Raw genomic sequence first — 26,476 nt, 5'->3', positions numbered from 1 at the left:
TCGACCTCGGCGACCATGCGCACCGCCCGCTCACGCAACTCCGGCGGATACGGCGGCTGGGAACGACGTGTCATGACTCCATCTCCTCAGAAGATCAAGTCTCCCGACACGCCGGGGCGGTTCAGTCTGCGCGGCGGAGTCATGCTGCGTTGGCTACGGCGACACCGTTCATTGGGTCTCGACCGCTCCGCAACCTGATCCACAGCCATCGTGCGGTCGAAGCTGGCCGGCTGTCGGGATCAGGCCGTGTTCGTGGGCGATGATCGCGGCCTGTACACGGTTGCGCACGCCCAGGCGGTCCAGAATCGCGCTGACGTGCGCCTTCACTGTGCCCTCGACCAGGTGCAGAGCGCGCCCGATCTCGGCGTTGGACGCCCCGGTGCCGAGCAGCCCGAGCACCGTGCGCTCGCGAGGGGTCAGCGCGTCGACCGCCGCCCGAGCGGTGACCGGCCGGTCGCGGGCGTAGAGATCGATGACGCGTCGGGCCATGCGCGGGGACAGGTACGCACCGCCGCCGGCGACGGCGTGGACCCCGTCGATGATCTCGCGCGGGTCGCCGGTCTTGAGCACGAACCCGCTCGCGCCCTCGGCGAGGGCGCGCACGAGGTAGTCATCGTCGGCGAAGGTGGTCAGTACCAGGATCGCGCAGCCCAGCCCGAGGCGAACGATCTCCGCCGCGGCGTCGAGGCCGTCCAGGACCGGCATCCGCACGTCGAGCACCGCGACGTCGGGCCGGTGCGCCAGCGCCAGGTCGACCGCGGCACGCCCGTGCTCGGCTTCGGCGACGACGTCGAGGTTCGGGTCGTTGGCCAGCACGGTGCGCACCCCGACCCGGACGACGGCCTCGTCGTCGGCGAGCAGCACGCGGATCACGTGCCGATGCTGCCCGAGGTCAGGCCGGACCTGGTGATCAGGTCCTTGCGCGCAAGGATGCCATCGCTCCAGCACAGTCGGTACAGGTCCGAGGAGCCCGGGCCGAACGGCGCCGTGGTCACGCTGTAGTGCTCGCACCGGGTTCCCGGTGGCGGTGTGATGTCCGTGGCGTCGGTGCGGGTGCGCCACGGCAGCTCCACCTCCGCACGTGCCACGCCGGGGCGCAGCGCTTCGAAGCCCGCGACCGGAAGCACGGAGGTGGCCGCGTCCACGGTCCGGTACCCGACGGCCGCCAGCGCAGCCCCGGTGAGCAGCGCGGCAGTGCCCCACAGCACCGTCCGGCGTGTCTGCGACACGCCGGACGAGGCGCGCGCCCGCGCCGCCGCGACCGTGTCCTGCGCCGTGTCGCCCCGGGCTCTATCCGGCAGCAGGAGCACGGACAGGAGGTGATCGGCACCGATCCGGCCGTGCTCCACGGTGCCGCCGATCGCTCGTACCGCGTCCGACAGGGTCATGAGCCCGCGGCCGGATCCCGGTGCGTGCTCGGTGATCGGGGCGTCGTGGGTGCGCACGACGACGTGCAGCCCGCCCGAACCGGCGGCGGCGAACGAGATTTCGACCGAGGCGCCCGGCGAGTGCTTGACCGCGTTTGTCAGGCCCTCCCGCACCACGCCCACAACGACGGCGCGGACGGCCGGGTTCGTGCCCGCCAGCACCTGAGCGGGCTTCACCGGTGTGAGAACGACCCGCGCACCGGCCGAGCGGATCCCATCCACGATCTCCGCGATTTCGATCCCCGCCTCCCCAGCAGCGGGGTCGGGCAGGCGATCCATCGACAGCGCGGACACCGCGTGGGCAAGGTGCTCCGCGGCCGAGGTCACGCTGCGACGCGCACGCGCGACGGCCTCCCGAGTGCTGGGGTCCAGGCCGCGTCCCAGCTCCAGTCCGCCCAGCCCGAGCGCTGCCCTGGCGAGGTCGTGGCCCACGAGATCGTGCATCTCGCCGGCCAGCCGGGTCCTCTCGTGGCGCCGCGCGTCCTTCTCTGCCTCCCCGGCTCGACGCTCCCAGTCGGTCGCCGCCCGCCAGCCCGCAGTGGCCAGGTCCGAGCGGGCGCGCAGATGGCGACCCAGCCACCACGGCCCGTACAGCAGCAGCGCCAGCCCTATCCCCGCGGCCAGCGCCGTGTCCGCCCCGGCGGTCGCGACAAGCGCGAGCAACGCGCCCGCCACCGGCGCGACGGCCACCACCAGCCCCCGCCCCCGCCATCCGGCGATCCCGCCCATGACCAGCACGAACGGTGCCGGAGCCAGAGCAGCGAGCAGGCTCTGCCCGTCGTGGCCGACCAACCACGCGAGGAGCCACAACCCAGCCGCACTGATCACACCCGCGTCGATCACCCGGCCCGCCCGGGCCGGCTCACCGCTCATATGTAGCGCCCCGCGCACCGCCGACCAGAAGGGAGACCCTGCCTTTCGAGCGTGCGGCCGCGACCGCTGATTCCATCGGGCGACGGGTCATCTGCATCGACACGACCGCCACGATGCCACCTAGCAGCAGCCCCACCACGACATCGTGCGGGAAGTGCGCCCCGGCCAGCACCCGGCTAGCGGCCGCCACTCCAGCAGCAAGCATCGAGAGGATCGCGACGATCGGCTTGCGCAGGTGCCGTACGGCCACCACGACCGTGACGGCGAGCGCACCCGCGACAGCAGCGTGATTGCTCGGGAACGACCAGTCCCCGGCCGGCGGGCACTCGACCCAGGCGGGTAACCCGTCCAGCAGCCGACACGGCCGGTCCACCCGCAGGACCGACTTCGCCGCCTCACCGACCGGCCAGGCCAGCGCCGCCGCGACCGGCACCCCGGCCACCGCCGCCAAGGTTCGCGGTGACGCAGCCCGCGCGAGGAGCCACAAACGCACCCACACCACCGCGATGACGATCAGGGCCACCTCACCGACCACCGCCAGCACCGCACCTGTCTCGAGGGGTGCCGCGGCAAACGGCGCAAGCAGGTCACGCAGCCAGACTGCGCTGGCATCGGGCACATCCGGGATGTTCAATCTCTGCACGCCGCCACCGTGACCGGGCCGGCGCCGGCGTCGCCTCTGTCGAACGGAACCTACTCAGCGCCGATCGACACAGGCCACCTGAAGACGATCGACAGGGGCGCAGCGCCACCACTCACCGGGCACGAAGCCAACGAGGGTCCTGCCCCGCGGCGCCCGGCACCGGCCCCGATGCCCGAGCCGAGTCCGCTGCCCTGCGTTGACCTCGAACGACGGCGCCCAGACACCCGCTACGGCATCAGGTACTCGACCGGCCGTGCGAGAAGACCCCCTGAGCCGATCGGCTACCGGGTCGCTCGCAGCGCCGTGTCCAACATGGACATCAACTCCGCGACGCGGCCCCTTGCGGCCGGGGCGAGTGGATAGCGGGAGAGCACATCGATCAGGATCGGCGTGGCCCGGTACCGGGCTTCTCCGACGGCCCGTGCACCCGCGTCCGGGTCGTCAACTGCTTGCAGTTCACTGATGCGGGCTGCACTCGCGGCCGCACGCAGGATGTGCCCCACCTGGTGCGCCTTCGCGATCGGATGAAGGTACGCCGCAGATGCAGCGTCCCCGGCGGATCGCGCGGCAAGTTTCGCAGCCTCCGTCGCTGCTTGTCTCGCCGCGCGATGTGCGTCCAGGGACGTGACGCGCTGCAACCGGGTTCGTCTCGCACCACTCACGAAGGTCCAAGCGGCTTCGATAGCGGCGCGTGGACGGTGATCGCCAGGGTGCACGTCCTCGAACAGCGGCAGCACCGGCTCGGCGCTCTCCACAACGTATCGAGCGACAACACGCAGCTCGTCCATAGTCAACTGGAAGTCGCCGGGCACCATCTCCACCGCGCGATGATCACATCGTAACGCTCGCCGAGCCAACCAGCCACGAAATGATCTGGACCCGTGCCCGGTGAGGGATCCGCTTGCGCTGTGCCAGTCAGCCCAGGTCGCGGCGCTGGACACGGTGGGCGCCCAGCGCGATGAGCCCCACGCCGATCAGGCTCATGGCTACGAGCGTGCCGGGGCCGTAGTCAACTGCGGGGTGGGTGTAGGAGAACGGGTCGTACAGCGGGCGGGGTAGTACCTCCAGCTCCCACAGACCGAGATCGATGACGGCGGCAGCGAGGGCGCCCCAGGCCACGGCGACGGCGATGCGTGGGAGGTAGCCGACCAGCACGACGACACCGCCAGCGACGATCCAGTTCACCGGGACCTGGGCCATCGCGGCGCCCATCTGGGCACCGAACCGGTCGGTGCGTGCGCTGCCGGCGGTGAACCCGGCAGCGGCGGCGAGTCCCGCGACCGACAGCAACACCACCGGCGCGATGAGCGCGATGAGTAGCGGCCCCGCGATCCAGCTCCCCCGCGACGTCGGTGTCGCCAGCAGCAGCTCGGCCTGGCGGCCGGTTTCGTCGCGACGCAGTGTCAGTACGGTCGCTACCACGTAGCAGGCCACGCCGAGCCCGGCGAGGTAGAGGCAGATCGCCACGAACGCCTCACCGAGTGTGGAGCCGGCCAGCGGCGCGAGCCGGCTCGTGATCATCGGGCTGTCGTCGAGCAGTCCGTCGAGGGTGCTCGACGCGTAGCCGATACCGACACATGCGGCGCCCACGGCGACCGTGGTCGCGATCAGGCCAGGCAGCCGCAGCTGCACGAACAGCCCGACCGCCGTGGACAACCGGGGCGCACCTTCGGCCGGGCCCGGCCGTGCGGGGAGCAGCCCCGCGCCGAGGTCCCGCCCGCCCGCGAGACGCACGGCGAGCACGGTCAGCGCAGCGGCGGCGGCAGGGAACAGCGCCAGCACCCACCATTGGTCGCCGGTGAAGGCGCGGGTCAGCCGAACCCACCCGACCGGGGAGGCCCAGGACAACGCGTCGACGCCCGCGACGTCGCCGACAAGACGCACCGCGAACGCTGCGGCCAGCAGCCCGAATCCGATCGTGCGGGCCCCGGTCACGGTCTGCGCGATCTGGGCGGCGACCGCGGCGACCGCGGCGGTGACCAGGCCGAACCCGGCGGCGGACAGCGCCAGCACCGCCGACCCGGCCAGCGGATGGCCGAACAGGGACACCAGCGTCACGACGGTGAGCGCGGCGATCGCCAGATTGGCCACGGCCGTCACCAGCAACGCCGCCGCGAGCCGGACGTGCCGACCCACCGGTGCGGCATCCAACAGCTCGGCGTGACCGTCCTGCTCGGCCGCGCGGGTGTGCCGCAGGACCAGAACCAGCGATCCGATCCCGACCGCGAACACGCTTTGCATCCCGGACCGCATCGCGATCAGGGCCTCGATACTCGTGCCGTAGACGGGCCCGAGCAGGGCCGTGGTGAGCGGGTCGCGCGCGAGTTCGGTCGCGAACGCGACCTGTTCGCCTTCGGTCGGGACCAGAGCGGGCAGGGCAGCCGCGGAGGCCAGCGGGAGGCTCACCGCCAGCGCGATCCAGGCCGCGATCCCGATCCGGTCGCGACGCCCGACGAGCCGGACCATCGACCCCAGCCCTGCCCCGACCTCGCGCCGGGCTGTCACCGCGGCGGTCATGACCGCACCCGGGCAGCGGAGACGCTCGTCTCGCGGGTCCCGCTGGTGCGGTAGTGCCGCAGGAACACCTCCTCCAGAGTCGGGGGCGTCGCGGTCACCGACCGCATCCCCCGCCGGGCGAGTTCGCCGAACACCTCGTCGAGCCGGTCGGGCTCGACCTGAAAGCGGACCCGGGCGCCATCGATCAGCAGATCGTGCACACCGGGAAGCTCCGCGAGCCGGTCGGTGCCGTCGCGGAGCTCGACGGCCACCGTCGTGCGGGTCAGGTGCCGCAGCTCGGCAAGGGTTCCGGTCTCGATCACCCGTCCGGCGCGCACGATCGAGACCCGACCGGCGAGCGCCTCGACCTCGGAGAGGATGTGGCTCGACAGCAGCACCGTCGCCCCGTCCCGGATACGTTCGGCGACCACCTGCTGGAAGGTGGCCTCCATCAACGGGTCCAGGCCCGAGGTCGGCTCGTCGAGGATCAGCAGCTCGGCCGGCACGGCCAGCGCTGCGATCAGCGCGACCTTCTGCCGGTTCCCGGTCGAGTAGGCCCGGGTCCTGACCCGCGGGTTCAACGCGAACCGCTCGACGAGCTCGGCCCGACGGCGCGGGTCGGCGCCGCCGCGAAGCCGGGTGAGCAGGTCGATCACCTCACCACCGGTCAGGCCGGGCCACAGCGCGACATCCCCGGGCACGTAGGCCAGCCGGCGGTGCAGCGCGACCGCGTCGGTCCACGGGTCACCACCGAGCAGCCGTACCCGGCCCGCGTCGGCCCGCAGCAGACCCAACAGGATCCGCAGCGTGGTCGACTTGCCGGCACCGTTGGGCCCGAGGAACCCGTGCACCTCCCCGGCCTGCACCGACAGGTCCAGCCCGTCGAGTGCGCGGGCCGACCCGAACGACTTGACCAGCCCCTCTACCGTGATCGCCTCAGTCATCGCCGGCCTCCCGCCCCGCCGTGTCCCGTGCGGTGCCCGAGGCGCCCGTCGCCGGGGATCTGTCCTCTCTGAGCCGATCGACCGCCGAGACCACTCCTTGCCCCATGTCGGAGGACATGAAGCTGCCGACCGCGGCGTAGACCTCGAACATGGCTGCGCCGACACGGGGACCGTGCGCAGGCGTCAGGGGGTCCACGCCGGTCCGCCGGGCCACGTGCCCGGCCAGTACCACGGTCCCTAGGTGCATCGCGGTCATGACCGCTGCGGCCAGCGCCGCGTCCCGGTCCGGACCGCCTACCCCCGCCGTCGGGTTCTGCTCGCGCAGCCACTGCTCGGCCAGCTCCGCGCTGCGATCGAACAGGGCCGCCGCTGGGCCCGAGTCCTCGACCATCGCGCGCGCGATGTAGCGCACACAGTCCTCGCCCGCCCCGTACAGGCCGGCCAGGAAGTCCGGCTCGGAGATCTCCCCGGACGCGAGCCCCTCCTGGGTCGGCCGCAACAACGTGGCGGCCACGTGCTCATCGCACGCCCGCCGTAGCCCCTCCTTCGAGCCGTAATGGTGCTGCACCAGCCCCACCGACACCCCCGCGGCGGCCGCCACCTGCTTCATCGTCGCCGCCCGGTACCCGCGCATCGCGAACTCCCTCAGCGCGGCGTCCCGGATGCGGGCCCGGCCCGTCAGATCCTCCGCCGGTCGATCTCGCTCCACTCCCATACTCACGTACCGCAGGCTATATCAAGCTGCCAGTAAACGATACGACAGTATTGCGAGCGCGTACGGCCTGCCCAGGTCGCAGAAGCCCGTACGTCCGTGCTGGGCGCCCCAATCAAGGATCGACTACCGGGACGGGCGATGGGCCACCGCCCAGAGCCACAACACGAAAGATCAACATCAAGCTGCTTGACGTCCACCGACATGTGATGTGAAGTTCGTCGTCATGGACGTGCGTCTGCCGCTGTACGGTGAGGACCACGACCGCAGCGACTTCTCCTAGGTGCAGCCGGCCCAACCCGGACCCGCCCGCACCACTCCCAGGAGAACCCTTGACCGACATCACCACGTTCCTGCGCGCCCTGCCCAAGGTCGAATTGCACGTCCACCTCGTCGGATCGGCGTCCGTGTCGACCGTGGCCGCGCTCGCCCGGCGCCACGGCCCCGGCGCGGTCCCCCAGGACCCCGCCGCCCTCGCCGACTTCTACACCTTCCGCGACTTCGCCCACTTCATCGATATCTACCAGCAGGTCAACGCACTGGTCCGTACCTCGGCCGACGTCGTCGACCTCGTCGTCGGGCTGGCCTACGACCTCGCCGCAGGTGCCGTGCGTTACGCCGAGGTCACGGTGACGCCGATGAGTCACCTGCACGCCGGGATCGACCCGGGCGCGCTCGGTGACGCGCTGACCACCGGGCGCGAGCGAGCCCGCACCGAGCACGACGTCGAGCTCGGCTGGGTCTTCGACTGCGCCGGCGAGCTGGGCGTCGACAACGCCTGGGACACCCTCGCCTGGGTCCTGCGACACCGACCGGACGGCACCGTCGGCTTCGGGCTGGGCGGGCCCGAGATCGGCGTCGGGCGCGCACAGTTCACCGGCCCGTTCACCGCGGCCCGCGAGGCGGGCCTGCACAGCCTCCCGCACGCGGGAGAGACCACGGGACCGGCGACGATCTGGTCGGCGCTGCACGACCTGGGCGCCGAGCGAATCGGGCACGGGATTCACGCCGTCACCGATCCCCGGCTGCTCGACTACCTCACTAAGCACCGGATCGCGCTGGAGGTGTGCCCGACGTCGAACCTGCGCACCGGCGCCGTGCCGTCGATGCAGGCGCACCCGCTGGCCCGGCTCGTGCAGTGGGGCGTGCCGGTCACGCTCAACACCGACGACCCCGGCATGTTCGGCTGCGACCTTGTCGGCGAGTACCTCGTGGCGCACGAGCAGTTCGGGCTGACCCCAGCCGAGCTGGTGCTGCTCGCCCGCAACGCGGTAGAGGCCGCGTTCTGCTCAGCGGAGCTCAGGACAGAGCTGCACGCCGACATTACGACGGTGCCGCTACCCGGCTGAGTCGTCACCGTTCTCACCGCCGGTGCGGCCGCACGCCGATCCCGCCGCCGAGCGACGGGTGAAGGTGGCGTCCCGCACAGCGATCGGCTTGCGGGACAGCTATGGCACTGCTGCAACGATGCGGGCGCGCATCACCCGCCTTCTCGCGCGCACTGGCGGCGATCTCGGGTATGCGGGAAGCGCCGCTGCGATCTGGACCCCGCACATGACGACAGCCAGCCCTCGGGCAAGGGTCCGGCCGTCGTCATAGCGGCCTGTCAGTCCTGGGTCTGCATGAGCGAAATTCGGAACAGTGGCACCAGCTGCTCCTCGACCTTGAAGGCCTTCGCGCGCTGCCGGCCCTTGATGGATGGGTCGTAGACGGTCGTGACCGGCAAAGTCAGCCCCTCGGCGCCGGGGGTGGCGGCGGCCCACCGCTTGAATCGCTTGGCCGTGCCACCAGTGAACCCGCTCAGCGCGAACTTCCCGGCTGGCCGCCCGGCGGCGATCCGCATCTGCTCGGCGGTCGCGACGCCGCCGGCGCGGACCGGCAGCTCATGCAGGATGCGACCGTTCTGCGTCCACGCGTCGAGCTCGTCGACCCATGAGCGGGCCAGGTCGAGGGTCCACCCGGTTGAGACGGCAAGCGATTCGGCCTTCGCGACGGCCGTCGGGCTGTCGTCGACCTCCTCGAGCTCGTCCTCGAGCACTTCGCCGCCCTCAGCGCCCGGCGTCGCGGTGACGGTGAAACTGCCCGGCGCGAGAGCGCGGATGAAGTCCGCAGCCTCGTTGCCGTCGATGGTCACGGTCCCCTCGAACCGGATCTTAAGCGGACTATCCATGAGAGTCGCACCAACTTCCCACTGTAGGCCAGTGGGACTTCCACTGACAGTGAGAATCACGTTAGACCCGAGACGGCCTCTGTGCAAAGAGACACCAAGGTTACACATGACAGTGATACTTTTTGTTACCTTCTGCCGTGCGTTGACTGGGCTCTCAGCTGCAGCGCCGCTCGGAGGTCTGTCGGTCTGCTGTAGCGCCGGCGCCTCATGGGATGCGCCGCGAGGGCGGACAGCTGCGGAGGCTTCGATGTGGTGCACAGCACAATCAGCAGCATGGGCGACGAGGATGCGGACCAGCCGGAGCCGCCATCGACGAAGACGATCACGGCGCTGCTGCGCGAAGCGCGTTCGCTGTCGCGGCGCGCCGACAAGCTCAACGGCGCCGCCGCGGCGGTGGACGACCCCACGACCCAGCAGCTCGCCGCGGAGGCCTGCACCAGCGTGGAGCAGCTGGTGCACCACCTCATGCTGCTGGAACGACAGGCACAACGCGGCCAGAGGTCGGCAGTTCGGCGCCGGTAGAACGGCGGTCAGCGGTCCTCGTCGTTGCTGTCGGGGTCGCGCAGCGCCCGCCGGGTTCCGGCCACGTCGGGGAGGTGGAACGAGTAGTGCCCGTGCACGTTGAGGTGCCGGCGCATGTAGGCCGAGAGCCGCACAACGTCCTCATCACGCACCGGGTATCCCTCGTCGCGCAGCTGGGTGAGGGCGGCGTCGAGGTAGACGGTGTTCCACAGCGTGATGCAGTTCAGGACCAGCCCCAGCGCGCCGAGCTGGTCCTCCATGCCCTCGTGGTAGGCGCGGCGCAGATCGCCGCGGCGGCCGTGGAAGACGTGCCGGGCCAGGTCGTGGCGGCCTTCCTGCAGGTTGCGCATGCCCTTGATCTCCGCCCGGTACGGGGCTTGATCGACATACGACAGCACGTGCAGGGTCTTGAAGATCCGCCCGTAGTGCGCCAGCGCCTCGCCGAGCTGGGTCGGGTTGCCGCCGTGGGCGAGCATCCGCAGCACGTCGTGCGCGCTGACCGCGCCGGTGTGGATGGACCCGGCCAGGCGCAGCAGGTCGGGCCAGTGCGCCCGGATCCGCCCGAGGTCGATCTTCCCGCGGGCGGCGGTGTTCAGCGGTCCATAATCGGCGCCCGGGTTGATCCGCCACAGCTTCGCATCCGGCAGGTCGGCCAGCTGCGGGCGGTAGTCGAACCCGAGCAGCCGCATCAGCCCGCACACCATGTCGCTGTAGGAGCCGGTGTCGCTGATGATGACCTCCGGGCGCCGCCCGCCGTCCTGCCGGTAGATCAGGTCGATCACGTGCAGCGAGTCCCGCGGGGTGCCCGACACGACCTGCCCGGCCAGCCCGACGGCCTGGTCGTTGACCAGATTGAGCAGCGTCACTCCGCGGCGGCGGCCGAAGTAGCGCGGGTTGGGGCGGGCGTCGATGCTGCGCACCGGCACCACGAACCGGACGCCGTCCACCGCCGCGAGCAGCCCACCGCCCCACGCCTGGGCCAGCGCGATGTCGGCCTGGGCGGCGATGAGCGGGGCGTTCGCTGCGGCGTAGGTCTCCGCGCGCAGGTAGTTCTGGTCGACGTGGCTGATCCGGTGCCGGGTCAGCGCCGCCACCCCGGGGGTGATCACCGGGGTGAACCCGACGTTGAGCGCGTGCGCGGTCAGCGCGGCCGCCACGCTCACCGCCAGATCGTCCAGGCGAGCCTGCCCGCCCGAGGCGGGGGTGAACGCCGCCGCGAACTCCGGGTGCCAGGACATCACCTCCAACACCACCTCGCCGATGTCGACCCGCGGGAGCATCGCCTCGCAGCGGCGCCGCAGATCGGTCAGGCTCGGCGGATCGGGGACGGCGTCGATCTTCCCGGCGTGCAGCCGGCCCTGCTCGTCGATGGAGACCTCGGTGTTGGCGACCAGCCGCCCGGCGACCTCTCGTAGTGCGGCGTCGAGGTCGCGGGCGTGCTCGGCCAGCAGCGCGTCGGGATCAGCCGGGAGCTGCAGGGCGTTGAGCACCGGGCCGCGGGCGGCCTCCCATGCCGGGCCGTCCAGCAGCTGCGCGCGGGGGTCGGCCCAGCGACCGGAGGCAAGCGCGAAGATGTCGCGGCGGCGCAGCCGCTGATGGAACAGCTCCAGCACGCAGAACACGTAGCCGGCCCGGTTCACCGCGGCCTCCGGTCGCCCGGGGGTGAACACCACCCGCGCCCACCCCGGCGGGACCAGGTCCACCGCGACCTTGCGGGCGTCGAGGAACCCCGCCGGTACCCGCGCCGTCGGGCGGGCATCGAGCAGTTCCGGCAGAGCGCGCAGTGCGTCGAGGACGGGGGTGGCCTCGGCGGTGGCGCCGAACCGGATGGCCGTGCACAGCATCGGCAGGAACGGGCGCACCACCGCATAGCGGTCGGCCAGGGTGGCCCGCCACTGCGTGTCGGGATCGGTGCCCGGTGCCGGTACGACGTCGGTGATGTTCGCGACCGCGGTCCGCAGCTCGGCCAGCGACACCACGTTCTCGATCGCGTCCCACACCAGCTCCAGCGTGATCTCCGGGCCCCAGGTCGTGGCCTCGAGCATCACCCCGACCGCCGCTGCCAGCTTCCCGGCATCCTTGCTCACTCGCGGGTACCGGCGGGCCTGCTCGTCACGGGTCTGGCGCTGCGCACGGGCCAGCAGCTCGGTGGTCATCAGCACGTCGAACAGCTCCACCGCGTCGTCGGTGGCCCTGGCCTGCAGCACCACGACCGTGGCCAGCAGCGTCGCCAGCCGGCGGGCGTAGGGGTGGCGGCGCAACGCCGGCGCCTTGCCCGCCATGCCGTAGCGGGCCAGCTCGATCACCCGCCGCCGCGGGACCGCCCCCAGCTCGATCTGGCCGACGCCGATCGCGGACAGCTCACTGACCCGATCCAACGCGGCCGCCATCGCGCGCCCCGACACCCGGGTCGGACCGCGCCGCAGCCGTTCCAGCTCCGAGGTGCGTGCCCCGTCAGGGATCTCCAACAACAGATCCAACGCAGCGGCCTGCGACGCAGTCAGCGGGGCGGCCAGGGTGTCCCACAGCCGCGCCATCGCCGCGTCCCGGACCCGGGCCACCAACCGAGCCAGGGTGGACACCCCGGGCAGCAGCACCCGGTGCTCCCGAAGCCACGCCACCGCCCCGTCGAACAGCGCCTTCGGGCCATCCCCGGTGGTCCACGCCCGGTCATCCACCCACCGCGCAAGCTCCTCGGCCGCCGCGGTGAACTCGACGAACCCGTACGCCTCGCGGATCTGCGCTGCGTGCTCGAGCCGGGTCATCTCCCGGACCCGGTAGTCCTTCACACACGACGGATCAACGATGTCGAGCTGCTCGGCCAGGTAGTCCACGACCTCGGTCGGAACATCGGTCGGATCGGCCAAGAACCGGCCGATGAACAACAACGTCGTGAGCTGCACCGCGAACCCCAGCCGGGTGTGCGGCAACCGCTTCGCCTCGACCAGAGCGCGGGCCTTGTCATCGAGCAGGAAGCAGCGGTCCAGCTCCGCCGTCGACGGCGGTCTCGTATAGCAGCCGTACGTCGCGGCCTGCGCGTCGGTGAGGAACTCGACAGGCACGGGACCCCCAGTGCGTCACGGACCCGAACATCGAGCCCAGACCGTTCCCCAACGGCGGGCGACGCTACCGCGCGTTCGACGCGCAGCCGCTACCGATGGATCCCGTTCCGTTGTTCCTCACGGGCCGATCTCGGCCTGATGTCCGACGGCTCGTTCCGCGCCCTCGACGTCGCTCAGGCCGAACAGAACCTTCTGCACGCGCGCGACGACCTGGAGGTCGCCCGCCAGGCCCGCGACCACGAGCACAGCCTGGTCAACCTGAACGCGGTCTGCCACGCGAACATCGTGGTGCACCACGCCGAACAAGGCCTGTCCGAAGCCGAGGCCACCGAGCAGCAGCGCGAGGCCGCCGGTGAGCCCGAACCACAGCCTGTTGCGGGGCGTGGCCCGACCGACGAGGAGCTGGCCGAGCGCTCCTTCTGGATCCAGCAGCACGCGGAGACAGAACTGGATCTGTAATCCCAGCCGCTCGGCGCGGCCCCGGGTGTCGTACCGGGACCGCGCCGAGCACACGCCCAAGACCCCACAGACCGGTGGAGCGGCTGCGCCGCACGGTGGACCTGGAGGGATCGGGCCGATCCTGCGGGCGCGTTCCTCACGCTTCAAAGGCGCTGACGCGTCGCTCGCGCGACAGCCCTGGCGGGCTGCCCTGGACCCGTGAGCCTCTACGCGCCCTCGGGGCGAGGCCCCCGAGGGGCAGGCGCACAGCCTGCCCCGGTTGGCCGGCCCGGATCCCCGCCCGGCCAGGCACAGGGTCGGTAGAGCACAGGAGGAACACCCTCATGACCGTCACGACCAGCACCAACAGCCCCCGATCCGACGCGGCGCGGTGCGATGCTGTGCACGACAGCGGAACCCGACCCGGGCGGGAGGAGGCGGCGTGCATGGCGCGACGTGTCCGCCCGCGCCTCGACCGTGAGGTGCTGCGGCTGCGACAGGTCGCGCTCGACGCCGCAGCCGCCGGCCTGTTCGTGTTCCCGGTCAAGGCCGGATCGAAGATTCCCGCCTTCCACGGCGAGACCCGGTGCCGCGGGCGCGGGCCCTGCGCTGAGGGGCACCAGGGATGGGAGCAGCGCGCCACGCGCGATCCGGCTCAGATCCGGCGCTGGTGGTCGAACTCCACCCGGTGGAACGTCGGGATCGCCTGCGGGCCGTCGGGGCTGGTGGTGATCGACCTCGACACCCGCACCGAACCCCTGCCCGACTGGGACGGAGCCACCACCGGCCGGGAAGTCCTCGACCAGCTCGCCGCCCAGCACGGCGAGACCTTGCCCGACACCTACTCCGTGCGAACGCCGACCGACGGAGAGCACGCCTACTACCGGATGCCAGACGGGCTGGAGCTGCGCAACACCCAGGGAGGGCATGGGCACAGCCTCGGCCCGCTCGTAGATACACGGGCGATCGGCGGGTTCGTCGTCGGTGCCGGGAGCATCCGCCCCGAGGGCGCCTACCTGGTCGCCGAGCACGGCCAGATCGCAGAACTCCCGACGTGGCTGGCCACCCTGCTCACCCCGCCGCCGGCGCCGCGCCCGCAGGGACCGCCGACGAAGGGGCTGTCGACCACGCGGGCGAACGCCTACATCGCCGCGATCCAGGCCGACGAACTGGACAAGGTCGAACACGCCGCGGAAGGCCGGCGGCAGGTCACCCTGCTCAATGCCGCCCGGGTCTTCGGCCAGCTCGTCGGTGGCGGGGAGCTCGACGCCGACAACGCCTACGCGGTCCTGCTCGACGCCGCTGCGGCGCACATCGGCGTCGCAGGGTTCACCCGCGCCGAGGCAGAACGGACGGTCACGCGGGGGATGACCTTCGGGATCCGCGCCCCGCGCACCATCGCCCGCGGTCGCGCCACCGACTCCGCCACCGACTCCGCCACCGATGATCAGTAGCTCCGACGACCAGAACAGACCGCGACGCCGACCCTGCCCGGCCTGGGACGCCCGGCTGACGAACTACTGGAGGAACGCCATGTCCAGCACCGAGGAAGCCTACGATCGGCAGCTCGGAACGACTCCGGCCCGTGCTGATGAGTACGACCGCCGCATGGTCGAACTCGGGATGGCCGAATCAGACCAGCACCGGCCGGGCCTGGACCGGTTCTATGGGTACGGGGCGCGTCACGTCTACACCGAGAACGCGGTCCGCTACCTGGGAGAGATGCCCGACGGCTCCTTCGAGACCCCTCACGTCGCCCACGAAGCGTGGGCCGTCGACGAAGCAAGAAAGGATCTGAGGATCGCGACCGGGGAACTTGAACAGGAGCAGGCGGCGGAGGCCGACGGTTCCCTCGTACGCCACAACCCCGATGACGACTGGTCCAAGGAAAGGGCGGCGATCGACGCCGCCCGCGAAGCACTGGCGGCCGCCGAACAGCGCCTGGCCGCCGCGGAACGCGGGGAGCTCACCCCAGCCACACCCGACCTCGCTGAACCGGACTGGACCACCAAGGTCCACCCGGCCTCTCTGGCTGCCTACCACGCAGCCGTCGGTCACCTCGAGTACGAGCGCGACGGCGGCGCACCCCAGCTCTACGAGGAACTCGTCGAGGACTGGGAGGCGCAGCTCAATCGCGAGATCGCCGAGCACGACGGCATCGAACTGGAAGAAGAACCCGGCCTGGAGCCATGAGCGGCCGCAGCACCGAGCCGATCGGGTAAGGAGTGCCCGGATGACCTACGGACGAGGCGCACGACCGTCGGCCTCCCGCCACCGACGCCGCCGGCCAGCGCAGAAGCGCGTGGTCTCGCGCACGCGGGTGCGCCTCGCCGGGCGCGAGGACATGTTGTGGCAGCTACGCCGCGCGGCTGTCGTCGCCGGGGGCCAGGTGCCCCTCGTCCTGGCGGCTGGCGGGCGGGCTGCTTGCGATGCAGTCGGTCTCGGCGTTCCGGCTCGGCCGGGACCGGGTCGGTGGGTGAGCATGCCTGATCACCTCTCTCCGCCGCCGTTCCCGCGCGGGAAGCGGTACCGGAGCACCACGGTCGCGACCAGGCGGGACACCGGGCTGATCCGGCCCGCGACGCGGTGTACCAACCGAGTGACTGGGGGCAGGTCGGCGACCTCGGGTGCCCGCGCGATGGCGATCTCCTCGACCAGCCGCAGGCCGACGCCCCACCGTTCGGGCTCGTACGGGTTGAAGAAGCCCGGATTGACCGCCGCCTCGACGTCGAGGGAGCCGGCGATGCGCAGATGTTTGATCGCCCACACTGCGAGCGGGGTGTAGCCGTTGAAGGCCAGCTCGCCGCACGGGAAGTGCCGCGTGAGCCGGCCCAGCAGCATCACCAGATCGGTCTGGGAGAGGAACGGGACCAGCCCGTCGGCGACGATCACGGCGGGCCGGTCGGACGGGACCTCGTCGAGCCAGCGGTGATCGGTGCGAAGATCGACTCCGACCGGATGCGCGTTCGCCGGTTGCGGGAGGACCTGTTGCCGGAGCGCGACGACCTCCGGGAAGTCGACGTCGTACCAGTCGACGTCCGATGGTGTCCCGATCCGGTGCATCCGGTTGTCGAGGCCGGCGCCGAGATCGAGCACGACCGCCTCCGGTTGGCGGGCGACGAAGCGGCGCACGATCTCGTCAAGCCTCTTCGCTCGAACGGCCAGTTCGAAGACCTTGTTCCTCGGGTCACGGAGGTCGGTGCTCAGGATGCGAAAGACCGAGGGGTCGTACTCGAGCTCGCTGATGGTCCTGTCGGACGTGACATCGCCGAGGAACGGCCGTGGGAGGCGACTGTCGAGGGCCCTGCCGGCCAGCGTCAGGAACAGGCTCTCCTGTGCCGCCGTGAGGTTCGGGTACTTCGTGGTCATCTCGGTCCCTCCGGGTGGGGCGTCCACCGGTACGGCGGGCCGCCAGGGCACAGGCGCTCGAGTTCGTCGACAAGTGGACTCCGGGTGACCTCCGCGCGGATGCGGTCACCGAGTCGGCGGGCGGCGTCGGTGTAGGAGCGGGAGGCGAGCACCTTCTGGACGGCGCCGGCGATCCTCGCCGGCGATGCCGTCCGTCGGACGGCCAGTCCGGCGCCCCGGGCAGTGACCCGGGCGGCGTTGTCCGGTTGGTCGCGGCCGTGCGGGAGCACGACCATCGGGCGACCTGCCACGAGCGCCTTCATCACGGTGCCGTGCCCGCCGTGGGTGACAACAAGGTCGGCACGGTCGATCACTTGTGTGTGCGGCGCCGAGCGGACGATCTCGATGCGAGCGCGTCCGCGCAGGTCGCGGGGATCGAGGCCCGGGCCGGTGGTGACGAGCCCGCGTACCGGCAGGCGGGCCAGCGCGTCGATGACGTTCTGCACACACCGCTGCTGCGCCTGGTACGTCGAGGAGAGGGCCACGAGGATCAGCGGCCCGGTGCCGGCCGGAATCGGCCAGTCGTCGGCGTGGGCCCATACCGGGTCGTCGAGCATCGGCCCCGCGTAGGACGCGGTGGGCGGCAGCTCCGCGGGGAAGTCGAAGCTCCTGCTCGTGAGCACGTGTTGACGGCGGGCGCGGTGCACCTGGTCCCAGATCACCTGCAGGGGCGCGCTCCCGAGGTCCGTCCGCAGCTCGTTTAGACGGGGAACGGTGAAGTGGCTGAGCATTCGGGTCGTCGCCGCGTTGACCGCGCGATCTCGGAATCGTCCGAGTTCGGTGCGGGCAGGGGGCCATCCGGTGCCCGTCGGTGGCAGCCCCGCAGCCGGGAGTGGGTAGATGTTGGGAACCAGCACGTCGAACGGGACGCTGGCTGCTTCGGCCCCGGCCATCGCCCCGAAGGCCACGAACGAGCAGACGACGAGATCGGGACGCTCCGTGTCGACCGCGGCGAGGAGCCGCCGGGCCTGTCCGCGGGCGGGTCCGGCGATCATGTGGTTGGACATTCCGCGGGCCAGCGTCCAGGGATTGCGGGTCTCCCAGTCGCGGTAGGCCGCGGCCGCGGGGGCGCTCCCGGAGGCTGGGCCCGCCGGCTCCCAGGGGACGAACTCGGCGCCGATGGCCCGGATCTCGTTCTCCATCGACGTCTCGGCGAGCACGCGGACCCGATGTCCCCGATCGACGAGTCGTCGAGCGACACCGACCTCCGGCGGCACGGTGCCACCGCCGTCGGTCAGGGCGAACAGATAGTGGCTCACGTGGCTGTCCGGTCCCGGCCCGCTGCGATCCCGTCCACATCGATGCGGACCGTCAGCAGATCTGTTCCCAGTGCGCGGACGAGGGCGCTGTTGTGGGCTGGGAGTTTCCGCAGTCGGGCTTCGGCGTCGTCGGCGTCGAGCAGGTGCGCGGTAGCGGTATGCCAGCGGCCGTTGAGCTGGATGCGCACCCGAGGGTCGCTGTCGATGTTGCGCACGTAGTGGGAGTGCCGGCCGTGGTTGCTGACGAGCCAGAAGCTGCCATCGATGAGCCGTCCGCCGACCGGCGTGCGCCGCGCCAGGCCCGAGCTGCGGCCGGTCGTCTCCAGGACTGCGTGGCCGGGAATGAAGCCGGCCGTCCGTCGCATCGTCGGATTCGCGACGTAGCGGTGGAACCTGTTGACCCAACGGCGCTTCCGTGCGGCCGCGGTGTCGTCGCGCACGATCGCTTTCCGGGTGGTCATCGGTGTCCACCGCCGGGTGCCGAGGAAGCACCGGACCGGCGTGTTTTGCTCCGGTTCGGCCACAGGTCGGCGAGCCGGCGGGTGAGCCGGTCCGGATCGGTGCCGCGCCACAGCAGGTGGCCGTCCGGGCGGACGAGCAGCGCGTCACCGCCGGTGTGCTGCGGGTCGGTCACCGTACGGACCTGCCCGGGCAGCGCGTCGCGGACCGCGGCAGTGAGCCGTGCGTCGGTGCGGCCGGTCAGCAGCACCCAGTCCGGACCGAGTTCGCGGGTCAGCGTGCTGGGCGTGCCGTCGGAGAGCCGTACCGCCCGGTCGGGGACCCGGTCGCCGGGACGTGGCGCTCGGCCACGGCCGCCCAGCGGTCCTCGCCGGTAGCTCACCCCCAGCTGGGAGGCGGCCCGGGTGGCCTGGCGCTGCACCGCGGGGAGGTTGAGGATCCGGACCAGGACGTGGTCGCGCAGCAACCGGGCCAGCCGGCCCTCGGCCACCAGCGCTCGGGTGTTCGTCGTGGTGCGCTGCAGCACCTCGGTGGCGACCGGGCGCCGTTCGGCGGTGTAGGTGTCGAGCAGCTCCACCCCGGCCTCGCCGCGTACGACGAGCGCGAGCTTCCAGGCGAGGTTCTCGGCATCGCCGATACCGGTGTTCATCCCCTGCCCGCCGAACGGGGAGTGGATGTGCGCGGCGTCGCCGGCGAGCAGGACCCGTCCGCGGCGGTAGTCGTCGGCCAGCCGGCGGTGGATGCGGAACACCGAGGTCCAGACGGCGTCGTGGATGCGCGCCCCGGTGATCTCCGCCCGGACCGGGAGCAGCTTGGTGAACGCCCGGACGATCTCGTCGCCGGGCAGGTGCCGGCCGTCGTCGTCGACGTTGGCCATGAGCCGCCACAGGTTCCCGGTGGCGTCCGGCATCGGCATCGCCATGAGGATCCCGTCGCGGTGGTACCAGCCCGCGGAGTGCTCCCGGCCGGCGAGCCCATCGGCGTGCACGTCGGCGAGCAGGAAGCGCTCCACGACGGGGACGCCGGGGAAGCCGATCCCGGCCAGCTCCCGCACCCGGCTGTGCGCGCCGTCACAGCCGACCAGCCAGGACGCCCGTACCTGCGCGCCGCCGGTGACGCGGACGGTGACGCCGTCGGCGTCCTGGGCGAGGCTCTCGACACCGTGGCCCCACTTGATCTCGACCCCCAGCTCGGTGAGCCGGTCGCGGAGTTGCTGCTCGACCGCGGCTTGGGAGACGAACAGCGCCTGGACGGTCTCGCGCTCGTCGGGGGCAAAGGTCATCGTGGTGAGGTGGCGTCCGCGGACGTGCATGCGGATCCCGATCGGGGCGACGGCCCGGTCCGGGAGGTCGCCGAGGGCGTCGAGGCGGGCGAGGACCTCGGCGCCGCGGGCGTGCAGGATGTTCGCCCGTGACGTGGTGGCCGGGCCGTCGGCGCGGTCGAGCACCCGCACCCGGGCCCCGGCCGCGGCGAGCCCGCAGGCGAGCGCGAGCCCAGTGGGCCCGACACCGGCGACGATCACGTCGGCCGCGGTGTCGCGGAACGAGGGGGTCACGCCGGCACCGCCTCGACGTCGCGCAGTGCGGCCAGCACCGCTGCGTGCAGGGTGGTCTTGATCGTGCCCAGGGCCGGTCCGGCCTTCGCGGCGTGCCGGGCGGCGAGAGCGACGGCGCGGTCGCGCACGGCCCGATGGGCGTCAGCAGTGTCGTCGGCGGTGTCGTCGACGATGCCGGCGGCGCGGGCGTCCCGTCCGCCGTAACGGTGCGCGGTCACCATCGCCTCGTGTGCCCGGGCCGGCCCGAGCCGGGCGGTGATCAGTGCGGACATTCCGGGGCTGAACGGGAGCCCGAGGTCGGCTTCGGGCAGGCACCAGAAGCCGCGGTCGGCGCGCATGACCCGCAGGTCGTGGGCGAGGGTCAGCATGGCGCCGGCGGCGAAGGCGTGTCCGCCGATCGCGGCGACGGTGACCATCGGCAGGGCCAGCAGCCGGGCGAACAGGGCGTGGACCTCGGCGAGATTGTCCGCGGCGCGCTGTCCGGCGGTCCACATCCAGTCGAGGTCGAGGCCGTTGCAGAAGAACTTCCCGGTCGCGGTGGTGACCAGGGCCCGTGGGCCGTCGCCGGTGCTCACCTGGTCGAGCAGGTCGTTCACCGACGCGAGCAGGTCGGGATGGAATCGGTTCTCGGTGTCGCCGAGATCGAGCACGGCGACGGCGCCGTCGGGGCCGTCGTGGGTCAGGGAGGGCATGCGCTACTCCTGGCAGGATGCGGTGAAGTCGAGGACGCGGGCGTTGACGAGGTCGGCGCGCTGTCCGGACAGGGAGTGCCCGACACCGGGGACGACCTCGACCCGGACGTCGGGCAGCAGGGCGCGGGCCCGCTCGGCGGTGCGGAGCGCGTCGTGGGTACGGCTCTCGGCACCGATCAGCAGCAGCGTCGGCGTGGTGAGCCCGCGCAGCTGGTCGTCGGACAGCAGGCCGGGCGGCGGGAGCCTGGTGCGGTGCCCGGCGGCGACAGCGGTGCTGACGTGGCCGGTCGGGGTGTCCAGCGAGCCGCCACCGATGATCCAGCGCAGCGCCCGGCGGCGCAGCCACTCCGGCGCGGCGCGCGAGGCGCCGAGCGCGACCGGCAGGAACGTCACCGGGAACCGGGACACCACCTGGGCGGGTTCGATGAGAGTCAGCGATGCGAGCCGGTCCGGGTCGTGCACGGCGAGGTTCGCGGCCAGCCACGCCCCGTAGGAGACCCCGACCAGGTGCGCAGGCCCGGGCTCGAGGCCGTCGAGGGTGTCGGCCAGCCAGGCGGCCTGATCGTCGGCGGTCCGGATCGGACGGTCCTGGGTGCTCGGTCCGGCGTCGCCGAGGGGTTCGACGGCGAGCACGGTGCGGTGCTGCGACCACACCGGGATGTTGGGCAGCCACAGCGCCGTCGTCGCGCCGTTGCCGGGGAGCAGGACCAGTGGGCTCCCGGGTCCGTCGCCGAACCGGTAGACCCGGACCGTGCCGTGGCGGGTCGCGACGTCGTGCTCGGCGTCCGGCTCGGGCAGGTGGCTCAGCGCGGCGTGGTAGGCGCGGTGGAAGCGGTCCCGAGCCGTGTCGGAGACGAACGCGCTGGTCATCGGGGCATCCTTCCCGCAAGCAGGCGCCACAGTGGCCGCTGCAGGACCTCCGGGAGTCCGTGCTGGACGTAGTCGTAGTCGTACTCGACGTTGATCCGGGCCAGCCGGCGCAGCGGCGGGAACCGGCCCGCGGCGGCGAGCGCGCGGAACTGCGGTTCGAGCGGACCGGCCGGGGTCTCGACCATGCGGATCCGGGTCGGCCGGTCGGTGGGGTTGGAGAAGGCGTGCACCGTGCCCGGTGGCACGGTCACCGTCTCTCCCGGGCCGAGCACACGACGGTCCCGGCCGAGGCGGACCCGCAGCTCGCCGTCGAGCACGGTGAACGCCTCGGTTCCCCGGCGGTGCCGGTGCGCGGGCGGGCCGGACAGCCCCGGCGGCAGCACCGCCTCGATCTCGAACGCGGCGCCGCCGGTGTTCGCGCTGTTGCGCAGCACGGTCACCGTCTCACCGCTGGGCAGCCGGATGCGGTCGATGCTCACGAGCGCACCTCCGGTGACAGCGGCGCGGGGCCGGCACCCCAGCGGGCCAGTGCGGTCCCGAGCCCGGCCGGGTCGTCGCCGGCCCAGCCGACGTAGCCGTCCGGGCGGACCAGGCGGTACGGCCCGTCCGCGGTCTCCAGGAGCACCGGTCCGTTCCATAGCGGCCGGCCTCCGGGACCGGTGAGCACGAACCGGCCACCGCGCAGCGCCTCGTACAGCCGGGCTCCGCCCGGACCGGTGAGGTCGGGCATGCGGGTGCCGACCAGCGGGTGGTCACCGGACGAGCGCGGGTAGGCGAAACCGATGCCGGTGAGCAGCCCGCGCACCCGGCGCCCGGCCGGGGGCAGGGCGAGCACCGTGCGGGCGAGGCGGTTGCGTGCGTCGCGGGCGAGTGCGGAGCGCAGCAACGCGGCCCGGATCAGCCCGCCGGAGAGTCGCAGTACAGTCGCGCCCACCGGGCGGCGCTCGGCGTCGTAGGTGTCGAGCAGGGTGTCCCCGGCCCGCCCGCCGAGCACGGCGGCGAGCTTCCAGCCCAGATTGGCGGCGTCCTGCAGGCCGGTGTTCATGCCCTGCCCGCCGGCGGGGGAGTGCACGTGCGCGGCGTCGCCGGCGAGCAGCACCCGACCCGTCCGGTAGGCGGTGACCTGGCGTTCCTCGCTGTGGAAGCGGGAGATCCAGCGGGGATCGTGCATGCCGAAGTCGGTGCCGAACACCCGGCGGGCGACCTCGGCGATCTCGGCGAGCCGCACCGGGGCGTCGTCGGCGAGCTCGGAACCGGACCGGCGGGCGATCACCCGGTACCAGCCGTCGCCGTAGGGGACGACGAAGCAGAAACCGTGCTTGTTGCCGTCGACGGTGAGCACGTCCGGCGGCGGATCGGTCATCCGGACGTCGGCCAGCATCAGCGAGCGCACCACCGACTCGCCGGGGAAGTCGAGACCGAGCTCGGTGCGGACGGTGCTGTGGTGGCCGTCGGCGCCCACGACGTAGCCGGCGTCGAACGAGCCGGAGCTGCCGTCGTCGGCGGTCCAGCCCACGGTGACGGTGTCGCCGTCGTCCCGGACGGTGTCCGCGCGCACCCCGCGGCGGATCGCGGCCCCGGCCGCCTCCGCGCGGGCCAGCAGGGCTCGCTCGACCTGGTACTGCGGGGTGACCAGCAGGAACGGGAACCGGCTGGGCAGCTCGGACAGGTCCACCGAGACCGAGCCGAACAGCCGAAACTCGTCGACCTTGGTGCCGGTGGCGACCAGGTCGTCGGCGAGCCCCCGGGCGTCGAGCTGTTCGAGGGTGCGGGCGTGCACGGCGAACGCCCGGGTCAGCGGCGACTCCTCACGCCGGCGTTCCAGCACGGTGACCTCGACGCCGTCGGCGGCGAGGTCACCGGCGAGCAGCAACGCGGTCGGGCCGGCCCCGACCACGACGACGCCGGTCATCGGGGCACCTCCGCCGAGTAGCGGATGCGAATAGTTGGCATGAGGACTCCCCGGGGTTCAGGGCGCGAGATCTCGCGCCGGGGCACTTGACGGGTGTTCTTCTCTCGGGGGCAGCGCCATCTCGGTGAAAGCGGCCATCGCCGCGTCGGCGCCGGCCATGTCGCCGGTGATCAGGGCGTCGTGCAACAGTCCGCGGGCGACGCCGAGGCTGAGCCGGGCTCGGGCCAGCGCCGTCGGGCGATCCACGCCCGCCCGGGTGAAGACGTCAGCGATCGGGTCGAGCCACGGGTCGACGACAGTGTGGCGTAGCCGGTCCGCGTGCGGGCGGCCCTGCATGGCGTGCGCGGAGAGCTCAAAGAACAGCGGCCCGTACCGGTGAGCCGCGGCGGCAACCGTCGCCCAGAACGTTGTGATGATCTCGCGCGGGTCGGTCCCGGCGTCCGCGGTGAGCGTCGCGAGCGTCTCCCTCTGACCTGCTTCCACGGCCTCTCTCACCTGGACGAGCAGGCCCTCCCTCGATCCGAAGTGGTAGATCAGCATGCGATGGCTGGTGCCGATCGCTGCCGCGATGGCCCGCAGGCTGTGGTTCCCGATCCCGTGTTCAGCGAAGTGCTCGACGGCCGCCTGCAGCAGCTGATCCCGCGAGGACGTGCTCATCGGTTCCGGCATGTACCAGATGGTACGGGATAGGCGTACCATCTGGTACATGTTTCTAGGAAGTGTGATGGGACTGTCCGTCGAACGTGCAGTGCACGCGCGGATCGACCGGGTGTGGGCGGTGCTCACCGACCCCCCGGACTGGCCGCGGTGGACCGAGTCGATGAGCGAGGTCCGGTTGCTCGACGGCGGCCTGGCGCCCGGGAGCCGGGTGCGGATCGTCCAGCCACGACTGCCCCCGATGATCTGGACGGTGACCGAGCTCGTCCCGGAGCGGGAGCTCACTTGGGTCACCTCGGCGGCGGGTGTGATCACGACCGGCAGCCACTCGCTGCGGCCCGGCGCTGGCGGGACCACCCACCTGCGGCTCGGCCTCGACCACCGGGGTGTGCTCGCGCCGCTCGTACGCGGACTGCTCGGGCCGCGTACCCGCCGCTACGTCGAGCTGGAGGCCGACGGGCTCCGGCGAGCAGCCGAGGACGAATGACGTTCGGACGCTCCGAGGACGGAGCCGAAGCTCTCGGTGCAGCGCCGGCCCGGCTCGGTGCGGAGACGACGGGCTGCGGCACGAAGGAGGACTCGGGATGACCGACTACCTGTTCGCCCTCACCGACGGCGGCGGCACCGTGCCACCCGAGCTTGGGGTGGCGCGCCGACTGGTCCTCCGAGGCCACCGGGTGCGGGTACTCGCCGACACGTCGATGGCCCGTGGCGTCCGAGCGATCGGTGCCAGCTTCCTACCCTGATGGTGTCGTCGGTCGTTCCCGCGCTCGCGGGGGTGGTCCCCTGACGCGGTCGCTGGGGGGCAGCCGACTACACGAGTAATGGACCCGTGATCGTGCAGGCCCCGAGCCGTCAGCGTCGCGGACGGCAGTCCGGGCACACCGGCCCGTCGAGTCGCCACCCCGCCGCGGTGAGCCAGCGCTGCGCGGCTGCGGGCAGTGCGTCGTCGGGGTCGGCGGCGAGGTTCCCGACCAGCAGGGGGCCGTCGCCGCAGAGCAGGCAGGTCAGGTCGGTGATCGGCCCGGCGGGCGGGCAGGCCCGGCTGCGCCGTCGAGATCGGTCAGCGGCGCGGTCGGCAGTCGGGGCACACCGGCCCGTCCAGGCGCCAGCCCGCTGCAGCGAGCCAGTCCCGCGCGGCCGCGGGCAGCACGTCATCAGGCTCGGAAGGATCGGCTGCGAGATCGCCGACCAGCAGAGGTCCATCACCGCAGCGCAGACAAGTCAGGTCGGTGATCGGCCCGACCGGCGGGCACGCTCGGCAGTAGCGGGCGGTGGTCGGGCCGTCGGGGCCGGGGATCAGCCACACCGCGCTCATCAGGATCTGCTGCAGCGGGTCGGCCGCGGCCTGCCCGCACCGGTCGCAGCACAGCGACGGCCCGGCCCCCGGGGCGAGCGGCCCGGTCGCCATCACTGGCCGCGGGGCGCCGGTGGGCCCCAGGTGTGGGGGAGGACCGGCCTGATGAGCAGGGGCGGGGGATCCGGGTCCGGTGGGGAAGGCGGAGTTCACGGGGGCCTCACTCCTGAGCATCGGGGGCGACAGGTCGGGTCTCGTCGGCAGGTGCGGTGACGGGCGTGGTGGCGGTGGGGCCAGGCCGGCGCTGCGCCGCCCGGGGGCGGGCCTTACGTCCGCTCGCGGCTCGACCGGGCCCGGGCTCGGGGCCGGTGTCGGTCGCGAGGTCGGTGTCGGGTTCCGGGGTCCGGCCTGCGATCTGTCCGCGCAGTCGGGTGAGGTCGGTGCGCAGCTCGGCGAGCTGGGCGTTGTGGCGGGTCTCGGCGTCGGCGAGGCGCTGTTCGCCGTAGGCGCGTTCGCGGTCGACGTCGTGGGCGAGCTGTTCACGAAGGGCGGCCAGGCTGCTCTCCGCCGCGGCGCGTGCGGCCCGGTGCTCGACGGCCTGTTCGCGGACATCGTGCAGCTCGTCGGCCAACCGGGCGCGCTCGGTCTCGGTCCGGTCGAGGTCACGGCGGGCCGCGCCCAGGTTCGCGGCCGCGGTGTCGCGTTCGCCGACCAGTAGCTCCACCTGCCGGCGGGCGTCGGCGAGCTCGGTCTCGACGCGGGTGTGCTCGCGGGTCAGGGCCTGCAGCTCGGTGGTGGCCCGTGCGGACTCCGCGGTCGCGGTGTCGCGGGCGGCGATCGCGGAGTCACGTGCGGCGGTGAGCGTGTCCCGCTCGGCGAGGGCTGCGGCCAGCTCGGTGTCGCGCTGCTCGAGCTCGGCGCGGAGCTGCGCGATCTCGCCCTCGAGGACGTCGCGTGCGGCGATCGCGGTGTCACGGGCGAGTTCGGCGTCGGCGCGGGCCTCGGCGGCCTCGATGGCGTCGGCATCGGACGCGGCCGCGGAGCGTCGCGCGGCCTCGGCGTCGGCGCGGGCGGCGCGGG

General features: G+C 72.4%; 27 protein-coding genes. 7 read left to right on the top strand and 20 right to left on the bottom strand.

What is annotated here, in order from left to right:
* Positions 1 to 168: 168 nt before the first annotated feature.
* The 7 genes from NH602_RS09060 to NH602_RS09030 form a co-directional block, all read right to left on the bottom strand.
* Positions 169 to 873: a response regulator transcription factor gene (locus NH602_RS09060; protein ID WP_253067559.1), complete on the bottom strand. Its 705-nt coding sequence runs from the start codon at positions 871 to 873 to the stop codon at positions 169 to 171.
* Positions 870 to 2,270, bottom strand: coding sequence for a sensor histidine kinase (locus NH602_RS09055; protein WP_253067558.1), 1,401 nt, complete (start codon positions 2,268 to 2,270; stop codon positions 870 to 872). The genes NH602_RS09060 and NH602_RS09055 overlap by 4 nt, the downstream gene beginning before the upstream one ends.
* Before the next feature lie 19 nt (positions 2,271 to 2,289).
* Positions 2,290 to 2,943 carry a phosphatase PAP2 family protein gene (locus NH602_RS09050; RefSeq protein WP_253067557.1) on the bottom strand — a complete coding sequence of 218 codons (654 nt, stop codon included), beginning with the start codon at positions 2,941 to 2,943 and terminating at the stop codon, positions 2,290 to 2,292.
* 281 nt (positions 2,944 to 3,224) lie between these two features.
* Positions 3,225 to 3,758 (bottom strand): putative immunity protein, encoded by a 534-nt coding sequence (locus tag NH602_RS09045; RefSeq protein ID WP_253067561.1) that lies wholly within the window; start codon positions 3,756 to 3,758, stop codon positions 3,225 to 3,227.
* 100 nt (positions 3,759 to 3,858) lie between these two features.
* Positions 3,859 to 5,460: a hypothetical protein gene (locus NH602_RS09040; RefSeq protein WP_253067556.1), complete on the bottom strand. Its 1,602-nt coding sequence runs from the start codon at positions 5,458 to 5,460 to the stop codon at positions 3,859 to 3,861.
* Positions 5,457 to 6,383 carry an ABC transporter ATP-binding protein gene (locus tag NH602_RS09035; RefSeq protein WP_253067555.1) on the bottom strand — a complete coding sequence of 309 codons (927 nt, stop codon included), beginning with the start codon at positions 6,381 to 6,383 and terminating at the stop codon, positions 5,457 to 5,459. The genes NH602_RS09040 and NH602_RS09035 overlap by 4 nt, the downstream gene beginning before the upstream one ends.
* Positions 6,376 to 7,098: a TetR/AcrR family transcriptional regulator gene (locus NH602_RS09030; RefSeq protein WP_253067560.1), complete on the bottom strand. Its 723-nt coding sequence runs from the start codon at positions 7,096 to 7,098 to the stop codon at positions 6,376 to 6,378. The genes NH602_RS09035 and NH602_RS09030 overlap by 8 nt, the downstream gene beginning before the upstream one ends.
* Positions 7,099 to 7,427: 329 nt before the next feature.
* Between NH602_RS09030 and add the strand changes: the two genes are divergently transcribed.
* The gene (add, locus tag NH602_RS09025; protein ID WP_253067554.1) at positions 7,428 to 8,444 is read left to right on the top strand and encodes an adenosine deaminase; all 1,017 of its coding nucleotides are present in this window, start codon (positions 7,428 to 7,430) and stop codon (positions 8,442 to 8,444) included.
* 257 nt (positions 8,445 to 8,701) lie between these two features.
* On the opposite strand, the gene NH602_RS09020 is transcribed toward add, so the two are convergent.
* Positions 8,702 to 9,229 (bottom strand): hypothetical protein, encoded by a 528-nt coding sequence (locus NH602_RS09020; RefSeq protein WP_253067553.1) that lies wholly within the window; start codon positions 9,227 to 9,229, stop codon positions 8,702 to 8,704.
* Positions 9,230 to 9,538: 309 nt separating this feature from the next.
* Here NH602_RS09020 and NH602_RS09015 point away from each other — a divergent pair, with 309 nt between their 5' ends.
* Positions 9,539 to 9,787 carry a hypothetical protein gene (locus tag NH602_RS09015; RefSeq protein WP_253067552.1) on the top strand — a complete coding sequence of 83 codons (249 nt, stop codon included), beginning with the start codon at positions 9,539 to 9,541 and terminating at the stop codon, positions 9,785 to 9,787.
* An 8-nt stretch (positions 9,788 to 9,795) separates the two neighbouring features.
* Here the strand turns inward: NH602_RS09015 and NH602_RS09010 are convergent, their stop codons facing one another.
* Entirely contained in the window at positions 9,796 to 12,849 is a 3,054-nt protein-coding gene (locus NH602_RS09010) for a Tn3 family transposase (RefSeq protein ID WP_253067551.1), read from the bottom strand.
* A 138-nt stretch (positions 12,850 to 12,987) separates the two neighbouring features.
* On the opposite strand from NH602_RS09010, the gene NH602_RS09005 reads away from it, so the two are divergent.
* The 3 genes from NH602_RS09005 to NH602_RS08995 all read left to right on the top strand — a co-directional run bounded on the left by NH602_RS09005 (position 12,988) and on the right by NH602_RS08995 (position 15,480).
* Entirely contained in the window at positions 12,988 to 13,308 is a 321-nt protein-coding gene (locus NH602_RS09005; RefSeq protein WP_179763218.1) for a hypothetical protein, read from the top strand.
* Between the two features lie 425 nt (positions 13,309 to 13,733).
* Positions 13,734 to 14,741: a bifunctional DNA primase/polymerase gene (locus NH602_RS09000; RefSeq protein WP_246354004.1), complete on the top strand. Its 1,008-nt coding sequence runs from the start codon at positions 13,734 to 13,736 to the stop codon at positions 14,739 to 14,741.
* A gap of 79 nt (positions 14,742 to 14,820) precedes the next feature.
* On the top strand, positions 14,821 to 15,480 hold the full coding sequence (locus NH602_RS08995) for a hypothetical protein (RefSeq protein WP_179763216.1): 660 nt from the start codon (positions 14,821 to 14,823) through the stop codon (positions 15,478 to 15,480).
* 297 nt (positions 15,481 to 15,777) lie between these two features.
* On the opposite strand, the gene NH602_RS08990 is transcribed toward NH602_RS08995, so the two are convergent.
* The 9 genes from NH602_RS08990 to NH602_RS08950 are packed head-to-tail and all read right to left on the bottom strand — an operon-like array spanning position 15,778 to position 24,111.
* Entirely contained in the window at positions 15,778 to 16,656 is an 879-nt protein-coding gene (locus tag NH602_RS08990; RefSeq protein ID WP_179763215.1) for a class I SAM-dependent methyltransferase, read from the bottom strand.
* Entirely contained in the window at positions 16,653 to 17,954 is a 1,302-nt protein-coding gene (locus NH602_RS08985) for a glycosyltransferase (protein WP_179763214.1), read from the bottom strand. The genes NH602_RS08990 and NH602_RS08985 overlap by 4 nt, the downstream gene beginning before the upstream one ends.
* On the bottom strand, positions 17,951 to 18,415 hold the full coding sequence (locus NH602_RS08980; protein WP_253067550.1) for a nitroreductase/quinone reductase family protein: 465 nt from the start codon (positions 18,413 to 18,415) through the stop codon (positions 17,951 to 17,953). Before NH602_RS08980 ends, NH602_RS08985 begins: the two co-directional genes overlap by 4 nt.
* On the bottom strand, positions 18,412 to 19,968 hold the full coding sequence (locus NH602_RS08975; RefSeq protein WP_253067549.1) for an FAD-dependent monooxygenase: 1,557 nt from the start codon (positions 19,966 to 19,968) through the stop codon (positions 18,412 to 18,414). The genes NH602_RS08980 and NH602_RS08975 overlap by 4 nt, the downstream gene beginning before the upstream one ends.
* The gene (locus NH602_RS08970) at positions 19,965 to 20,660 is read right to left on the bottom strand and encodes an enoyl-CoA hydratase-related protein (RefSeq protein ID WP_179763212.1); all 696 of its coding nucleotides are present in this window, start codon (positions 20,658 to 20,660) and stop codon (positions 19,965 to 19,967) included. The genes NH602_RS08975 and NH602_RS08970 overlap by 4 nt, the downstream gene beginning before the upstream one ends.
* 3 nt (positions 20,661 to 20,663) lie before the next feature.
* A complete protein-coding gene (locus NH602_RS08965; RefSeq protein ID WP_253067548.1) occupies positions 20,664 to 21,530 on the bottom strand; it encodes an alpha/beta fold hydrolase in 867 nt (288 codons plus the stop codon).
* Positions 21,527 to 22,009, bottom strand: coding sequence for a cupin domain-containing protein (locus NH602_RS08960; protein ID WP_253067547.1), 483 nt, complete (start codon positions 22,007 to 22,009; stop codon positions 21,527 to 21,529). Before NH602_RS08960 ends, NH602_RS08965 begins: the two co-directional genes overlap by 4 nt.
* Complete coding sequence (locus NH602_RS08955) at positions 22,006 to 23,442, bottom strand: FAD-dependent monooxygenase (protein WP_253067546.1); 1,437 nt, start codon at positions 23,440 to 23,442, stop codon at positions 22,006 to 22,008. Before NH602_RS08955 ends, NH602_RS08960 begins: the two co-directional genes overlap by 4 nt.
* 57 nt (positions 23,443 to 23,499) lie before the next feature.
* Positions 23,500 to 24,111 (bottom strand): TetR/AcrR family transcriptional regulator, encoded by a 612-nt coding sequence (locus NH602_RS08950; RefSeq protein ID WP_246354002.1) that lies wholly within the window; start codon positions 24,109 to 24,111, stop codon positions 23,500 to 23,502.
* Between the two features lie 37 nt (positions 24,112 to 24,148).
* Between NH602_RS08950 and NH602_RS08945 the strand changes: the two genes are divergently transcribed.
* On the top strand, positions 24,149 to 24,586 hold the full coding sequence (locus tag NH602_RS08945; protein ID WP_253067545.1) for an SRPBCC family protein: 438 nt from the start codon (positions 24,149 to 24,151) through the stop codon (positions 24,584 to 24,586).
* 97 nt (positions 24,587 to 24,683) lie between these two features.
* The gene (locus NH602_RS08940; protein WP_218913771.1) at positions 24,684 to 24,845 is read left to right on the top strand and encodes a hypothetical protein; all 162 of its coding nucleotides are present in this window, start codon (positions 24,684 to 24,686) and stop codon (positions 24,843 to 24,845) included.
* 317 nt (positions 24,846 to 25,162) lie between these two features.
* Here the strand turns inward: NH602_RS08940 and NH602_RS08935 are convergent, their stop codons facing one another.
* Together NH602_RS08935 and NH602_RS08930 are read right to left on the bottom strand one after the other, a co-directional pair.
* Positions 25,163 to 25,609 carry a hypothetical protein gene (locus tag NH602_RS08935; protein ID WP_253067544.1) on the bottom strand — a complete coding sequence of 149 codons (447 nt, stop codon included), beginning with the start codon at positions 25,607 to 25,609 and terminating at the stop codon, positions 25,163 to 25,165.
* A gap of 7 nt (positions 25,610 to 25,616) precedes the next feature.
* The coding region (locus NH602_RS08930) for a hypothetical protein (protein WP_253067543.1) at positions 25,617 to 26,476 on the bottom strand (860 nt) is incomplete at its 5' end.

Source organism: Pseudonocardia sp. McavD-2-B (assembly GCF_024124365.1).
Classification (GTDB): Bacteria; Actinomycetota; Actinomycetes; order Mycobacteriales; family Pseudonocardiaceae; genus Pseudonocardia; species Pseudonocardia alni.
This window is presented reverse-complemented; position numbering and strand designations above follow the sequence as displayed.

Coding starts and splice junctions, on each gene's coding strand:
- NH602_RS08940 (WP_218913771.1), top strand. CDS start 24,684: ATGACCGACTACCTGTTCGCCCTCACCGACGGCGGCGGCACCGTGCCA.
- NH602_RS08945 (WP_253067545.1), top strand. CDS start 24,149: ATGTTTCTAGGAAGTGTGATGGGACTGTCCGTCGAACGTGCAGTGCAC.
- NH602_RS08990 (WP_179763215.1), bottom strand. CDS start 16,656: ATGACCACGAAGTACCCGAACCTCACGGCGGCACAGGAGAGCCTGTTC.
- NH602_RS08980 (WP_253067550.1), bottom strand. CDS start 18,415: ATGACCACCCGGAAAGCGATCGTGCGCGACGACACCGCGGCCGCACGG.
- NH602_RS09015 (WP_253067552.1), top strand. CDS start 9,539: ATGGGCGACGAGGATGCGGACCAGCCGGAGCCGCCATCGACGAAGACG.
- NH602_RS08950 (WP_246354002.1), bottom strand. CDS start 24,111: ATGCCGGAACCGATGAGCACGTCCTCGCGGGATCAGCTGCTGCAGGCG.
- NH602_RS09005 (WP_179763218.1), top strand. CDS start 12,988: ATGTCCGACGGCTCGTTCCGCGCCCTCGACGTCGCTCAGGCCGAACAG.
- NH602_RS08970 (WP_179763212.1), bottom strand. CDS start 20,660: ATGCCCTCCCTGACCCACGACGGCCCCGACGGCGCCGTCGCCGTGCTC.
- NH602_RS09035 (WP_253067555.1), bottom strand. CDS start 6,383: ATGACTGAGGCGATCACGGTAGAGGGGCTGGTCAAGTCGTTCGGGTCG.
- NH602_RS08955 (WP_253067546.1), bottom strand. CDS start 23,442: ATGACCGGCGTCGTCGTGGTCGGGGCCGGCCCGACCGCGTTGCTGCTC.
- NH602_RS09030 (WP_253067560.1), bottom strand. CDS start 7,098: ATGGGAGTGGAGCGAGATCGACCGGCGGAGGATCTGACGGGCCGGGCC.
- NH602_RS09040 (WP_253067556.1), bottom strand. CDS start 5,460: ATGACCGCCGCGGTGACAGCCCGGCGCGAGGTCGGGGCAGGGCTGGGG.
- NH602_RS08965 (WP_253067548.1), bottom strand. CDS start 21,530: ATGACCAGCGCGTTCGTCTCCGACACGGCTCGGGACCGCTTCCACCGC.
- NH602_RS08995 (WP_179763216.1), top strand. CDS start 14,821: ATGTCCAGCACCGAGGAAGCCTACGATCGGCAGCTCGGAACGACTCCG.
- NH602_RS09045 (WP_253067561.1), bottom strand. CDS start 3,758: ATGGTGCCCGGCGACTTCCAGTTGACTATGGACGAGCTGCGTGTTGTC.
- NH602_RS09000 (WP_246354004.1), top strand. CDS start 13,734: ATGGCGCGACGTGTCCGCCCGCGCCTCGACCGTGAGGTGCTGCGGCTG.